The organism is Acetobacter oryzoeni (genome assembly GCF_004014775.2).
Taxonomy (GTDB): domain Bacteria; phylum Pseudomonadota; class Alphaproteobacteria; order Acetobacterales; family Acetobacteraceae; genus Acetobacter; species Acetobacter oryzoeni.
Window position 1 is genome coordinate 46,664 of the sequence record NZ_CP042810.1, and the last position, 15,359, is coordinate 62,022.

General features: G+C 51.9%; 10 protein-coding genes and 3 pseudogenes. 1 reads left to right on the forward strand and 12 read right to left on the reverse strand.

From position 1 onward, the window contains the following. Positions 1 to 20: 20 nt before the first annotated feature. Positions 21 to 400: pseudogene (locus EOV40_RS14405) on the forward strand (IS5 family transposase); the annotation flags it as partial. A gap of 188 nt (positions 401 to 588) precedes the next feature. Here the strand turns inward: EOV40_RS14405 and EOV40_RS14410 are convergent. From EOV40_RS14410 to EOV40_RS14460, 12 genes and pseudogenes are all read right to left on the reverse strand, one after another. Next, positions 589 to 1,620, reverse strand: a complete 1,032-nt coding sequence (locus EOV40_RS14410) for a hypothetical protein (RefSeq protein WP_128106443.1) — start codon at positions 1,618 to 1,620, stop codon at positions 589 to 591. A gap of 312 nt (positions 1,621 to 1,932) precedes the next feature. After that, a pseudogene (locus EOV40_RS14415) lies at positions 1,933 to 2,116 on the reverse strand (IS5/IS1182 family transposase); the annotation flags it as partial. Positions 2,117 to 2,360: 244 nt separating this feature from the next. Then, positions 2,361 to 5,540: a type I restriction endonuclease subunit R gene (locus EOV40_RS14420; protein WP_128106444.1), complete on the reverse strand. Its 3,180-nt coding sequence runs from the start codon at positions 5,538 to 5,540 to the stop codon at positions 2,361 to 2,363. Further along, entirely contained in the window at positions 5,537 to 6,808 is a 1,272-nt protein-coding gene (locus EOV40_RS14425; protein ID WP_128106445.1) for a restriction endonuclease subunit S, read from the reverse strand. The genes EOV40_RS14420 and EOV40_RS14425 overlap by 4 nt, the downstream gene beginning before the upstream one ends. 20 nt (positions 6,809 to 6,828) lie before the next feature. Continuing rightward, a complete protein-coding gene (locus tag EOV40_RS14430; protein WP_128106446.1) occupies positions 6,829 to 7,128 on the reverse strand; it encodes a nucleotidyltransferase domain-containing protein in 300 nt (99 codons plus the stop codon). Next, the gene (locus tag EOV40_RS14435) at positions 7,125 to 7,526 is read right to left on the reverse strand and encodes an HI0074 family nucleotidyltransferase substrate-binding subunit (protein ID WP_128106488.1); all 402 of its coding nucleotides are present in this window, start codon (positions 7,524 to 7,526) and stop codon (positions 7,125 to 7,127) included. Before EOV40_RS14435 ends, EOV40_RS14430 begins: the two co-directional genes overlap by 4 nt. Then, positions 7,526 to 9,139 carry a class I SAM-dependent DNA methyltransferase gene (locus tag EOV40_RS14440; protein ID WP_128106447.1) on the reverse strand — a complete coding sequence of 538 codons (1,614 nt, stop codon included), beginning with the start codon at positions 9,137 to 9,139 and terminating at the stop codon, positions 7,526 to 7,528. The genes EOV40_RS14435 and EOV40_RS14440 overlap by 1 nt, the downstream gene beginning before the upstream one ends. 517 nt (positions 9,140 to 9,656) lie before the next feature. Further along, positions 9,657 to 10,085, reverse strand: a complete 429-nt coding sequence (locus EOV40_RS15415; protein ID WP_230455052.1) for a hypothetical protein — start codon at positions 10,083 to 10,085, stop codon at positions 9,657 to 9,659. Between the two features lie 234 nt (positions 10,086 to 10,319). Further along, positions 10,320 to 10,658 (reverse strand): annotated as a pseudogene (locus tag EOV40_RS15420) (TniQ family protein); the annotation flags it as partial. Beyond that, positions 10,651 to 11,574, reverse strand: a complete 924-nt coding sequence (locus EOV40_RS14450; RefSeq protein WP_026019360.1) for a TniB family NTP-binding protein — start codon at positions 11,572 to 11,574, stop codon at positions 10,651 to 10,653. The pseudogene EOV40_RS15420 and the gene EOV40_RS14450, both read right to left, overlap by 8 nt. Positions 11,575 to 11,576: 2 nt before the next feature. Beyond that, entirely contained in the window at positions 11,577 to 12,344 is a 768-nt protein-coding gene (locus EOV40_RS14455; RefSeq protein ID WP_244297080.1) for a Mu transposase C-terminal domain-containing protein, read from the reverse strand. Between the two features lie 31 nt (positions 12,345 to 12,375). Continuing rightward, on the reverse strand, positions 12,376 to 15,267 hold the full coding sequence (locus EOV40_RS14460) for a Tn3 family transposase (RefSeq protein WP_099542122.1): 2,892 nt from the start codon (positions 15,265 to 15,267) through the stop codon (positions 12,376 to 12,378). Between the last annotated feature and the right edge of the window lie 92 nt (positions 15,268 to 15,359).

Consider the following 15,359-nt stretch of genomic DNA (forward strand, 5'->3'; position numbering starts at 1 on the left):
TGTTTTCAGGGAGAGAATGAATGCGACAATATGGTCTGAGTTACAGCCAGTGGGAACGGATAAAAGATCTTCTCCCAGATTGTGAAGGTCATGTCGGCGGAACGGTCGCCGATAACCGTCTGTTTGTGGAAGCGGTGCTGTATCGCTACCGCGTAGGCATTTCCTTGCATGACCTGCCAGCGCGGTTCTGGGATTGGAAGAATGTTCACAGACGTCTGCGCCGCTGGTGCGAAAGCGGTGTCATCGAGCGGGTTTTTCGGCATCTGACTACCGATCGTGACAACGGATATATGATGATCGACAGCACGATTGTCCGAGCTCACCAGCACAGTGCGGGTGCCCGTAAAAAAGGCGCGCGGATCAGGCCATCGGGCGGTCTCATGGCGGACTAACAACAAGGCAATCGCCGGTGCGAATAAATTCGAGTCGGATATCGAGTTTATTCCTCCCTTGACGTGATGAGCTGGAGACTTTTTTCCCCGGATGATTTCGCTTCCTGCCTGTTGAAATCTTCCCGATGACAAAGTTTGACAAAATTTTTATTGGGACTGAGTATTTCATCCAATAAATAAAAATCATACCAGATACTCACAAGGTAAAAGAAAATTTATCTGATAAATCATATAATATGTTATGGTTTATTTCTTTTATACTGGGAAGATGGATGACCCGCTCTATAGTGTCTTCATCACTAGAAATGATTTTCTTTATCTGGTTAGGGGGGGAAAGTTCAATTTTTTCCATATTGGAAACCATCTGGGACCATTTAGTGATGCCGGCCATGTTATGAAACGAAAAAAAGTGCTGAACATTAGGTATTTTCTTAAATAATTCAATCAATTCACCAACGCCTGTATTTAAATTTTTAATTGCGATTTTCATTTTTGAAATGGAGATAGAATTTTCTTTCATAACAGTATAGTAATCATCTATTAAACTGATGGATTTTTCTGCACGTCTTCTGAACGAGTAGAGATAGATGTCACTTGAGGGAAAGGTATGCAAAATAATTTCCCTAAAATCGGATATCTTAGATCCTTGAGATGCTACATAATCGCGGCTATTATTATCTAATTTTTCCTCAATAAATAGATAATATTTCCCGCGACTTACATTTTTGATGATTTCGCTAAATATTTTAGGAATGAAATCTCTTATTAAACGTATCTCAGCATCGATTTCACTAAAATAAACTCTAAAAGCTCTTATACTTTTTATTGAGTCTTCAGTAAGTATTTTTGAAATATTATCCTTCCTGAGGAGTGCATTTTGTCTATTCTTCGCATCAGCAAGAGCTTGGTGATATTCATCCCAAGAATCACCGAAATGTTTTTTCCCACAATCCTTTCCAATAAGCCCCTTTTCTTGTCCGGCCTGAACTAAGAAACCCTTATGGTGTCTCGCCGTGCATCCCGGCATGGCGCAGGGTAACTTCTGCTCGCGAAAATTATAGCTTTTTAGAACCGCTTCCAAATTGCAATGTTCTGGAAATTTGCCAGCTATAGACGCTTCTGCTCGAGGGTCCTCTGTAGATAATTTTGTCGCAAGTAATTCCTCATCTGTTAGATTTGCAAATACATAGTCTGGAATTACATTCGTGAGGCAAGTAGCGTCATTCATTTTGGCAATTTAGCACAAAAAGGGAACGTCTGTGAAATATATTTTTTTAAAATCTGATGTCCCAAAGTCACCTATTTTTGTAATATGTATATAACGCGTACAGTTTTGATGGTAATGCATAGCCGTGTGCGTAAAGTCTCAGGAAATTACAGGCATCTCTGAGGGCTCTCCACACGGTCATTTTTGACACCTGAACGATGTCATTGATGGCTCTGACGGACAATCCTTGATCCTTTAGATGGAGGGATCGAAGAACCGTTTTTTGAACTCCTGTTTCCTAATTTCAAGATTATGGCGTTTTGATTGATGGTGGTCATCAGACAAATTGTTCTGCGTCTGGATCACCAGGGTCTTAAACATCAGAACCACATCAAAGGGCGGACGGCTACTTTTGCTGCCATCCGAATAGGCCTGAACCTTGTCCAGATCAGGACGGAACGCCTCAACATCCTCAGTCAGAGGAAAAGGCTTCAAGCTGATCCCCCAGCCCGCTCAACTGAGCAAGGCGCTGTTCAACATCAAAGAAACCCGACTACTTTCATGATTTCATGCCTCCCAATCATCATAGGAGGCATGAAATCATAGATACGAACACAAAACCAAGGGGTTTTTAGAGCCCTCCATTTACTATTTTTCCTGATGAAGAAAAAATTTATTTTCATAAATATAAATCCAGATATGTAGTATTTGTTTGTTATTATTTAAAAATATTTAGTTTATTATGAATTTCGAGATTACATTTATTTTTGACCAGCCCATATGGGTGCAAACTGTTCGGCCTGACGCAGAATATGCTGCACAGCTTCGTCCTGCATGTCCGGTGGATATCCATAATGACGAAGCAGACGTTTGACAGAAGTACGCATCTTGGCACGCGCCTGCGCCATGACGGTCCAGTCCACTGTGGCATTTTCCCGGATGGTTTTCACGAGCGCTGTGGCGATAACCCGTAGGCTCGGGTCTCCCATGGCATCCTTGGCGCTCTTGTTCTGCGCCAGAGCATCATAGAAGGCGATTTCTTCCTGCGTCAGCCCAAGTTCCTCGCCCCGATCACGTGCAGAGGCCATGTCATGTGCCATGCTGATAAGTTCATCCAGGATCTGGACTGATGTCAGGGCATTGGCATGGTAGCGGGCCACGGCCTGCTCCAGTCGTTGCGAGAAGGCTTCGGCTTCCGTGATATTGGAGCGGGTTCTGCTGCGGATCTGACCCTCCAGCAATTTCTTAAGCGCCTCAATGGCGAGATTGCGTTGGGGCATTTCGCGCACTTCCTGCAGGAAGGCATCCGAGAGGACGGAAATATCAGGTTTGCCAATACCTGCTGCTTCCATGATGTCGATGATATCGGTTGAGATCACTGCTTTGCTGACCAGCTGCTTGATGGCCAGTTCGCGTTCCTGCGCACTGCGTCCATCACGACCTGTGCTCACGCTCTTAACCAACGCCGCCTTGATGGCCTCAAAGAACCCGATTTCATCGCGCAGCTTCGTGGCTTCATCACTGGCAGATGCCAGCGCAAAGGCCACGGAGAGTGCCTTGACCGCATCGGGGTAGCGTTTCTGGGCAGCCTTGCGCTCTTCATCATTTTTGGCCTTTGCCATGGCCCGATGCTGCTGCCCCAGAATATAGTTAAGCGCTCCACCCATGATGGACAGCTTGTCCTGGGTCTCTGCCCCTTCTTGCAAAGCAGGACGGTAGTCAAACCCGCCAGCCTGACCCGGGTTGAACATGGCCCGCACGACTTCGTAACGCTCCTGCAAGGCACGTATGGCCTCGCCCTCGTCAATGCCGACCTGTTCACGATCTCCAGCGGAGTATTCGCCTAGTGCGGTCTTCAGGTTCTGGGCCAGACCGATATAATCCACTACCAGACCACCAGGCTTGCCCTTGAACACACGGTTGACGCGGGCAATGGCCTGCATCAGCCCGTGCCCGCGCATGGGTTTGTCCACATACATGGTGTGCATGGAGGGAACGTCAAAACCCGTCAGCCACATATCGCGCACAATGACCAGTTTGAGCGGATCGTTGTTATCCTTCATGCGCTTTGCCAGAAGCTCTCGCCGAGCCTTGGGCTTTTTACCAATATGAGGCTGGAACGCTGCAAGGTCGGATGAACTGCCGGTCATCACCACCTTGATGGCGCCTTCATTGTCATCATCACTGTGCCATTCAGGACGCAGACGAATAATCTCATCATAGAGCGCCACACAGATCGCCCGGCTCATACCCACGATCATACCCTTGCCTTCAAGAGCGGTCAGGCGGTTTTCAAAATGGGTCACAAGGTCTTCGGCTATCCTGCGCAGGCGGGGCTCCGCTCCAACCAGCGCCTCTACCCGCGAGTATTTCTGGCTGAGCTTGTGTTCCTCATTTTCAGAAAGACCTTCGACAATCTCGGCCAGTTCATCGTCCAGATCTTCTTTGATGTCTTCATCCAGTTCGATGCGCACAAGGCGGCTCTCGTAATAGATGGGCACGGTCGCGCCATCCTCGACCGCCTGTGCGATATCGTAAATGTCGATGTAATCGCCGAAGATTCCGCGTGTGTTCACATCGGCATTTTCAATGGGTGTGCCGGTAAACCCGATAAAGGACGCATTGGGTAGGGCATCGCGCAGGTATTTGGCAAACCCATAAGTCATTTTGCCGGTCTTGGGGTTGAACTTGGCTTCCAGCCCATACTGGCTGCGGTGCGCCTCATCCGCCATGACCACCACATTGCGCCGGTCGGTCAGCATGGGCAGGCTGGTTTCGCCCTCTTCGGGCTGGAATTTCTGCATGGTGGTGAAGATCACACCACCCGAGCTGCGCCGGAGCAGTTTTTGTAAATCTTCCCGGCTGTCCGCCTGCTCCGGTGTCTGGCGCAAAAGGGCCTGTGCGCCGGAGAAGGTGGTGAAGAGCTGGTCGTCCAGATCATTACGGTCTGTCAGGACAATGATGGTAGGATTTTCCATCTCCGGATGGCGGGCAATCACACCAGCATAGAAAGTCATGAGCAGGCTTTTGCCTGACCCCTGCGTATGCCACACCACGCCAACCTTGCGATCTCCGCCTGGGGCAGAAGCTCGTACGGTCTGCGCCACGGCTTTTCGACAGGCATGGAACTGGTGATAGCCTGCCAGAATTTTGATGGGGCTGCCGTTTTTCTCGCTAAACAGCACGAAGTCATGGATCAGGTTGAGAAACCAGCGAGGCGTAAACACACCGCGCAGCACGGTTTCCATTTCCTCGTGGTTCTTTGCAACCAGTTCTTTCCCATCCACGGTGCGCCAGGGCATGAAGCGGTCACGGTCGGCTGTCAGAGAGCCAATACGCGCCTGGGTCCCATCCGAAATCATCAAGGCTTCATTGAAGCGGAACAGGGATGGAATAAAGCTGCGGTAGGTCTGGAACTGGTTCCAGGCTGAATCCAGCGTGGCGTTCTCGGAACTGGGGCTTTTAAGTTCTACCACGCCAAGTGGCATGCCATTAACAAACAGCACAAGATCTGGCCTGCGGTTGGCTTCGTCCTTTTCAACAACGAACTGGCGTACGACCAGAAAGTCATTGTTTTCCGGGTTCTCAAAATCCAGCAGGCGTACCCGATCACCAGACTGGGTGCCATCCTTGCGTACCACATCTACCGGCACACCGTTGACCAGATAGTCATGTAGGCGGCGGTTTTCGTCCACATGGTCCGGCGTGTCTTCCCGCATCAGGGCCAGCAGTGCTTCATCCTTTGAGGCCTGTGGTAAATACGGATTCAACTTGTTTATCGTTGTCCGCAGACGTTTTTCTAGCACAACATCCGACAATGAGGCCCGTTCAGGCTTTTTTCCGCCGGGGGCAATATCTGGACCCCAGGCAATGGTATAGCCACATTCACGTAGAATATCGCAGGCCCAGTCCTCGATCTCGTTTTCGGACAGAAAACTCATGCCGCGTCTTCCACCATCTTTTCAGCATCCCGGATGCTGATTTCGCCAGACATGAGCTTGGGGAGGAGGAGGTCTCGGAGTTGGGTTAGGGTTTGGGATTGCTCGTCATTGTCAAGAATTTTTTCAAAAGTTGAACATACGTTTTTATGAAAAAAATTGAGAATATCCTGTGTTGGAAGCAAAATGTTAATTTCTTTGAATTTTCCGGTATTGAGATTGAAGAAAACGGACCCACCGCTTCCTTGCGATTGTATTTCTTGAGATAGAGCACGCATAGTCTCATAAATGAAAAAAGCATTCCTTTTTTCGGAAGGAATAATTGCATTGATCTGCTGGTTAGTTTGCGAAGGTATTTTCGTCAGTGTCACTAATCCCGGAGTAGCAATACAGCTAACGCAGATGGAAAGAGGTGGTAAAGTTTTTTTATGCTGTGAATTAGCACCTAAAGTAGAGAGATATCGCCGCGTATTATATGTGAAAACTTTATTGTGCATGTCAGGAATGGTTATAAATGGTACGTCATCGCCATAAAATAGTGAGTTTTTCGTAGAAGGTGTTTTTCCACAAACCACTTCACCGAGACTAGAAATGCTTTTATAAAGCCAACCCTCAGGCTTTCCCTCCTCATCCAGCCCGTCGGGAAAGAGTTCCCACAGTTCTGGTGCGAGGTAAGGGGCTTCTCCGGCCATTTTTGCCCGTGTCGGGCCAAAATCGACAAACCAGTCCCGAAACAACGTCCGAGCCATAGTTTCCAGCGTTTCGTTCGTCCGGCGGTTGAGGTCTATTTTATCGTCTAGGGAGCCAAGGATGGAGGCTATAGCATGCTGCTGTTTGAAGTTTGGTATAACAATTTCAATATTTCCAAATTTACTTTTAGACACGTTACCGTAGACAGATCCCCCACCAGCTACAGCTTCAAGGTCAGGTAATAAAGTACAAAAGACGTAATATAAGAATTCAGATGACAAATTGTCATCTGGAATAAGTGCATTAATCTGTTGATTTGAAAATGACGGAGTGGTGACAATGCCACACTTTCCTAATGTTGCAATGCAAGAAATAACAATGCTGCCTTTTGGAAGAAGGCATGATCTCATTGTGTCAGCACCAAATTCTGACAGGGTTCTTTCTGTATTGATAATATATTTTCTATTTTCAAGATCTGGAATTGTTATAAACGGATAAGGTCCGCAGAAGTTTTCGGGGCACTTTGTGCTTGGAGTTTTTCCCGTTATAATCTTTCCGAGATTAGAGATTTTTACATTCAACACAGAGATTCTCGATAAATCTAAAATTTTAAAGAATAAGTTTTAATTTTAACTTGGAAAATTTCATCAGTCAAAAACCAGTCCAGTATATCCACTTTCCACGGCAGTTCTGCCTCAGAGAAAGCTTCTTCCAGTCGTGCCCGCGTCTCCAAAGGCAAAGATTTATCACCCATAATCGCCAGATCATGGTCAGAAAACGGTTTGGCCTTGCCTGTCACACGCGAGCCAAACGCCCGGACTTCACGGTCGGGTACAATCTCGTTGAGTATCTGCAGCACAATGGCCCGCTCTTTGGGCGTGATGTCAATCTGCCCTGTCACGCTATGCGTTCTTTCAGCGTTGCCAGCAGAAACTCGGCTTCTGCTATAAAGTCTGGAATGGTGGCGACAACCTGTTTGGCCGTGGCCTCGTTGTAAGTATGGCTGGTCAGGTTGCGCATTTTGCGGAATACGCTCCATTGGGGCCATGCGCTTTTGAGCAGTCCAGCCTCATTGGCGGAGCGGATCATGTCCGGAAAGCCCATGCGGTCATATTCGTCGGGGGAGGCTGAATTGGCTTCCAGAAAGCGTTTCAGGGTCTTGTGGCTGAGTTCATAGGTCAACTCGAAACGCTGGATCAGACCGTCCCGCAGCTGCTCATCATCTGGCTGAGCAAGATGGCGGGTCCAGCCTTCCTTCAGCCGGTCAAGTGCGCATTTCAGAGGGGTGAGATAGAGCATCATGCACTCTCCTTCTGCACAATCAACTTCAGGGAGGCAGTAATTTTAGTGTTCAGTTCTTCAGCTTGGCCAAACTGCTCTTTCAGGGTCTTCTCAAGGGCCGCAAAGCGTTCGGTAAACGGTAAGCTGTCTTCTTCGGTTTCCTCTGCTCCCACGTAGCGGCCCGGTGTCAGCACAAAACCGTGCTGTTCCACCTCTTCCAGCGTGGCAGATTTGCAGAAGCCCGGAATGTCTTCATATGTGCCTGCGTTTTTTTCTCCACGCCATGCGTGGTAGGTGTCGGCGATACGGGCCACGTCCTCGTCTGTCAGTTCCCGGCGGGTGCGGTCCACAAGCTTGCCCAGCTTGCGGGCGTCAATAAACAGGATTTCCCCGCGCCGGTCTCGCCAGCCTTTTTGCTTCTTGGTGCGGGTGAGAAACCACAGGCAGGCGGGAATCTGGGTAGAATAAAAAAGCTGACCCGGCAGGGCTACCATGCAGTCCACCACATCGGCTTTCACCATTCGGCGGCGGATTTCGCCCTCGCTATTCTGGTTAGAGGACATGGAGCCATTGGCCAGCACCACGCCAGCGGTACCATCAGGGGCCAGATGCCATAGGATATGCTGAAGCCACGCATAGTTGGCATTGCCCGCAGGCGGCTTGCCATACTGCCAGCGCGGATCTTCCTCCAGCGAGGCATTCCACCAGTCCGACACGTTAAACGGCGGATTAGCCAGAATATAGTCAAAGCGCAGGTCTTTCAGCTCATCGCGTAGAAAGCTGCCCTCATTGTTCCAGTGAATGTCCGCGCCAATACCCCGCACGGCAAGGTTCATACGGGCCAGACGCCAAGTGGTGTGGTTGCTCTCCTGCCCATAAATGGCAATATCACCCAGCTTACCGCCATGGGTTTCCACAAAGCGTTCGGACTGCACGAACATACCACCAGACCCACAGCAGGGGTCGTATACCCGGCCCTTATAGGGTTCAAGCATGGAAACCAGCGTGCGCACCACGCTGGAAGGCGTGTAGAACTCACCCCCACGCTTGCCTTCGGCTCCGGCAAAACCACCAAGGAAGTATTCATACACCCGGCCCAGCACGTCTCGTGCCTTATCGTCCGTATCGCCCATGCCGATATCGGAGATCAGGTCGATCAGCTCACCCAGCATGACGGTATCAAGGGCAGGGCGTCCGTAATCCTTGGGTAGCACGCCTTTGAGCTGTTCCGGGTTGGCTTTCTCGATGGCCAGCATGGCCTCATCAATCATCTTGCCAATATTTGGCGAGCGGGCATTGTCCTTGAGATGAGACCACCGAGCCGTCTCCGGCACCCAGAAGATATTTTCGGCCAAATATTCGTCAGGATCTTCCGCTGCTGCCGGGTCTTCCAGCATCAGTTTGGCATGCCGGGCTTCAAACGCAGTGGAGATGTAGCGTAGGAAGATCAGGCCAAGGGCCACATGTTTGTAATCTGAGGGTTCAAGGTTCTTGCGCAGCTTGTCAGCCGCCAGAAACATCTGCTGTTCAAAGCCCAGCGTCGCGGTCGCTGCCTTGGCCTTGCGTGCTTTGGTAGTTTTCTTAGGAGCAGAGGCATCATCAGGGTTTTTACGTGGACGACCGCGTGGCATGAAACTAAAGCCTTAATATGACAATAAATTAGCGCCGCATTTTGGCCTATTCTAGCCGTTTGGTCGAGTAGGAAGGGCGGGATTGTGGGTTTCCGTTACAAGGTAACCGCCGAAGTCCACGTACTGATCGTATTGATAGCAAACTTATCGGCGAACATGGAACAGATCTTGTAAATGCTCTCAAATTCTATTGCTCCTGAAATCAACTTGCGGAGAAAAGCTGAACTCCATTGATACGATAAATGAGACAGATAAGCGGTCTCGTAATGGTGCAATATTCAACGGTGAGCTTCTATTTAATTTACTCTATAAAGCCATTAACTTCAAAAAACGTGTTTTTTCGAAAATTGCACCCCTTCCCCATATCTACTTGCGATAATTCCACTTATCGCAAGTAGGCGGGCGCACGGAAAAGCAAGGGTTTGTCGAAAACCCTTAATTAGGAGAATCCCCGTTTCCGCGCCGGTTGAGCACCGAAAAAACAACCTTAATTAGGTGAAAAAATTCCTTAATTAGGTTACACACCAAATGGTGCACTGATGATCTGTCGTCCCCATGATCTTACTTTTGGATGCAGCCACATCACATAAGTCTCTGGCGTGAGTGGTTCACAGGCAACCTGACATTCTGAAGGATCCCAGAAAACCCTGTCTTCAAAAAACTGATGATCGGACAATACTACCGAAGCCAGCATGATGATGCCGGTTGCCAGCGAAGTTGGCAGCATGGCCGGCGTATAATGGAAAGCGGCTTTCCAGTCTGACTGCTCCAGCATCCAGTAAAGCGGCGGTTGAGGTCTCGGGAGATAATCAATCGTGATCAGGGTAATCAGCGTAAGCTCTTCAATAATTGTCGTCAGACGACGTTCCCTGCTGACTCCACGCCATTGTGCGCGAAGTGTCTGCCCGACAAGACTGCGACAGAGATCAATGCTTAGAGCGTTCACGCACCGGGAGATTGTTCTGTCTATCGTCAGACCCCAGGGAAGCTGATCATCTAATGCATCCCCCCACAAATTGATTTTATCACCTTTGACGGCGCACAGCGGCTGTACCCGACCTTTGTCACTGAGAAAAAGACACCCCTTGCCTATTTTATTGCACCGTGGACAGGCTTCTTCCAGAACTCGCCGATGACGTTCACAGGTCACCGTCGCTCCCGTTCGCCATGATCGCCGCTCCCAAGGCTCATCTCCCTCTAGCAGAGCTTCCCGTACACACTCTCGACACCAGACATGATGATCTCGAACCCAAAGACGCCTTTGTGGCATTCCACAGCGCATTGTCCTGATTGAACGTTGTGACAGGCCGGTCATGAGTGCAAGAGCACAGTCCGCCTGAGGCAACAGGTAGCAGTCCAGTTCTCGCGCTCCTCGGAGAGGGTATCCGGCATGAAGAGCAAGATGGTCAGCATGGAGATCGTAGCGGGCGGCTAATCTGGATAGCCATGAGGAAAACGCCTCTGCCCTGTGTGGAAATGGGACGAGCGGAAGGGATGACGGTGCCCCCTCTTTACCCACGACGGGATTTCCGTCGATGTCCTCCCATTATTACAGGCGCTTCAATACCATCCCATACCTCTTCATGCTCAAAAGCCTGATAATCAAGACGCTCGGTGCCTGAACGAATAGCTCTGATTGCAGCACGTTCAATCGCCTTGCATGTCCCCAGAGTAATGCCTCCTGTGCGCCCAACCAGCATCTGCATTAACCGCCGGGAGTCAACTGGAGATGGCTCTCGCAAAGGCAGGCTCCAGACCAATCTTGTTACAAAATGACTGAAATCGTCACCATTTTCCCATGTTGGTAATTCCAGATTCATAAAACGATTTCGTAACTGGTCATCAGACAGCAGAGCATGCCGTGTTTCCGGCACACCGATCCCTATCAGAGCAACCCGCAATTCGTTCGACAACCAGCGCAGCAATTGCAGAAACAGTCGTTGCTGGCGGGCCGTACCTGCCAAAACAGAATTCAACTCGTCAATGACGATGACTTTGGCCTGCACCTCGGTCAACACGCGCAGAACCGTTGACTCACGTGGTGCTGTTGTCTCGAAATTGTCGATTGCAGGAACGCCGATTGCTTTGAGCAGCTGCGAAAAAAAGCGAGGCCCTGTTGGGTCATGTGGCATCAGCATGACGACGATGGGATGTAGACGGCACGTCCCGTTGTTCTCAAGTCTGACAGTGTGAGTGCGTTCAAATTTTCTGACGAGCGTCGTTTTCCCCATACCGCTCTGACCGATCAGAAGCATATTTTCCATACGCTCTGAACGTGGCTGGACATAAATCTCGTTGAGGCGCCTCAGTACACGATCAGCGTGTGGATAATCCACCCAACGCTTGGCGCGGATGTGGCGGATCCTCTCTTCGTTCCCCAATGCAGCAAGTGGTCTCACGTCTTCTGGGAGATGCGACCATTCTGCACGGCACATGATTACCAGATCTCCACACCGCTATGAGCGCCTGGAGGCGGCATCGGGATGCGGTCGACATCGTCTTCTGCTTTTCCCGCAGGAAATTGACTTTGGTTCGGTTCTGACGGGCTATCAGCGCACCTCTGGGCGATTTCACGACGGACAACATTTCTGCGTGCCTTGCGGCTCTGACCACGAGCTTCGTCGAGAATTGCCCGTTGCTCCCGGATGGCGGCGAAGATTGAGGTTTCATCTACACTGCGACGTCCCTCATCTTTCAGACACCGGACCGCATTACGATGTTCCCACAGAGTAATAGGTTCCCGACGCAAATCTGCGTAAGGAACCCTGACATGGTCGCCGTCTGGCAGTTCGACATAAACAGACGAGAGATTACGGGGATCGTATTTCACTCGCAGACGCGTATCGGGACGTCCAAGCAGATGTGCAAGACCTCCATCCTGGTATTGGATATTGAATAACCGAACACCATCGCGTCGTATCACCCGTATTTCGTAGGGAAGAAAATCAAGAAGAAAGGCCTGGGAATCCAAAGGATGTCGGAAAACAGCTGTTTCGATGCTTGACGTCCATTTTGCTATAGGAGGCTGACCAAGGCCGCGATGAATTTCATTATGATACGGACCAAGCACTTCCAGCGCCAATATGCGTTCGAACTCCCGAAATGACAGACATGCACGCTCTTCAGAGCGGTAATTCCCTCTCTCCACAACATTCGAAAATGTGGTGCCTGGCAATGCTTGAATGCGGTGCATCAGCGTGCCCATCAAGGGGTCGTTTGCGGGAGGGGGCGAAATCCTACGCTAAGGATTTAGGCCAGCGATATTCGCCGGTGAGGTTGATGTGTTCCCATCCCAGCGGTGAGACATGGGCGAGGAGATCAGGCGGGATGATGATGCCGTCCACGGCGCGTCTGTCCACGACCTCCCCGAGTTTCATGGTGTTCCAGAAGATGATGATGGCGGCGAGCAGGTTCATGCCGGCAATACGATAGTGCTGCCCTTCGCCTGAGCGGTCGCGTATCTCACCTCGACGATGGAAGCTGATGGCGCGCTTGAGGGCATGATGGGCCTCGCCCTTGTTGAGACCGATCTGAGCCTGGCGCTGGAGACCGGCGTCGAGAATCCAGTCGATCATGAACAGGGTGCGCTCGATGCGACCGATCTCCCGCAATGCGAGGGCCAGCTCATTCTGGCGCGGGTAGGAAGCGAGCTTGCGAAGAATCTGGCTGGGGGCGACGATGCCCGCTGCGATCGTTGCCGTGACGCGCAGGATGTCGGGCCAGTTGCGCTCGATGAGCGGTTCATTGATTTTGCCGCCAACCAGCGCTCGCACATTGGCGGGCGTCGCGTTGGGCGTGAAGGCATAGAGTCTTTTCTGAGAGAGATCTCGGATACGCGGTGCGAACCTGTAGCCGAGCAAGGAGCTGGCGGCGAACACATGATCGGTAAAGCCACCCGTGTCGGCAAAATGCTGGCGGACGCGGCGGCCTGCGTCATTCATGAGCAGCCCATCGAGTATATAAGGTGCCTCGCTGACCGTTGCTGGGATGACCTGGGTAGCGAAGGGTGCATATTGATCGGACACATGGCTGTATCCCTTGAGGCCTGGGACGTTGCCATATTTCGCGTTGATCAGATTCATCGCTTCGCCCTGCTCGGTAGCAAGGAAGAACTGCCCGTCGCTGGATGCGGATTTCCCTTGTCCCCAGAAGGCGGACATAGGCAGAGCGGCATGGGCTTCCACGATCATGGCGAGCGCCCGATCATAGGCGCTGCCTTCGACATGCCAGCGTGCGATCCGCAGCAATTCCCAGAAGCTGTGCGTATTGGTCGCCGCTGCCATCTTGCGTAGACCAAGATTGACGCCTTCCGCCAACAACACGTTCATCAGGCCGATATGGTCGCGGCAAGGCACGCCAGTGCGCAGATGCGTGAAAGCCTCGGAGAATCCGGTTCGCTCATCGACTTCCAGCAACAAATCGGTGATCCTCGTGGACGGGAGCTGTTGATAGAGATCGAGTACGAGATCCTCAGTGCCTTCGGGTGTGTCAGCCTTCAGCTTGTCGATGTGCAGCTTGCCGTTCTCGATGATGCCGCCTGGGATCGTACCGGTTCGCGCCGCGCGGCCAAGCGCCTTCAGTTGTGTATCCAGTCGAGCCCTGCGCTCGGCAAGCCATTCGCCGGGTTGCAGCGGCACAGCGAACCGCGCGGTCTGCTCTATCGCCTGTGGCGGGACCAGGATCTGCTTGAGGTCGCCATAGCGGCGCGATTTTGCCAGCCATATATCGCCGGACCGGAAAGCGTCGCGGATATGGAACAGCACCGCGATTTCCCAAAGTCGGTAGTCGCCGGCGGGCGCAGCGCGAAGATGGCGATGCCATTTGGAGTTGGGACGTAGAAAATCCATAGGAGGATCGGATTTGATCCCGCTCTGTAGCAGCGCGATAGCCGTCAGAAGAGGCTTGGCAATCGGCGCCGCCTGCATGTCGAGCAGGCGCAGCATCCTGGGCGCATAGAGGCGGAAGCGATGATAGCCGTCCAGCACACGGCTGAGCGGGTCGGCAGCGAGCACATTGGTCAACGCAGAGGCCGTGGCGACAAGGGTTCTGAACCGTTCCCAGCCTGGACCGGTGGTGATTATCCCGTCCAGGGATGCGCCATCGTCCTGCGCTCCAAGCAAAGCACCACCGATTTCAGCAAAAGACTTCAGCGTGTCCCGAACGGCCGCCTTTTCGTCGGCGATCTTGGTGCTGCAAAGGCGTTCGGAGACCCGATAGAGACGGCCTACGATGCGATCGTGGGTCTCCACGATGACATCAGCCAGAGATGACCGCCATTCCATGGTGCAGACAGCGAGGATTGCAAGCCGCCTGCCTTCGGGCAGATCGCGCATGCCGTCGGCGTAATAGCGCTCGCCCTGCCGGCGAAGGCGGGTCACACGATGCGCGGGAACGCCGTCCAGCAAATCTGCCGGAAGATCGAACTTGTGGAGATATTCCAGTCGATCCATCAGCCGATTGGCCGCCGCCGAATTTGCGCCAACTTCGAACTGTCGCAGCCATACGAAGCGGGTGATGCGACCATCCACCGTATTCTCTAACAGATGAGCCAAATTCTCGCTCAGGGCTGGTGTTATGCGATGGGCGATACGATCTTCGATCCTGCGTTCGGCCTTGACCAGTGCATCGGCACAAAGGCGCTCAATCGTTGAGAAACCGGGAAGGATTGTGCGGGTGCGGCGACACTCTGCAACGAAGCGACGGGCAAGATCCTCATTCGATGTCGCCGCCTCGGCTTCCCGAGCGATCCAATCGCGCAAATCCCGTGCGCCCCGCCCCGAAAAGGAGCGATAGCCGTAGATCCGGCGTAGGTCCGCCAGATGCTCATGCCGGGTCTCCTCGCGCGCGGCATAGAGGAGTAGATCGTCACGGCTCAGCCCGAGCTGGGCCGCGATGAAATCCGATACCTGTGCCGGGATCAGCTCGCCAGGGGTGAGTACCCGGCCCGGGTAGCGCAGGACGCACAGTTGCAGCGCGAAGCCGAAACGGTTGTGGGCGCGCCGGCGCTGGCGGATATGCCCGAGATCCTCATCGCTAAGGGTATAGTGCCGCAGCAGATCACCTTGATCGACCGGTAAGTGAAACAGCGCCTCGCGCTGTCGATCGGTCAGGGTCACGCGACGCGGCATACATGCTCCTTATTCTTTCCAAGGTAAGGTTTGAGATAGTTTGATTGCGATGCTGGTTAAGATACACAATAGTGCAAGCTTATGTGCTCATG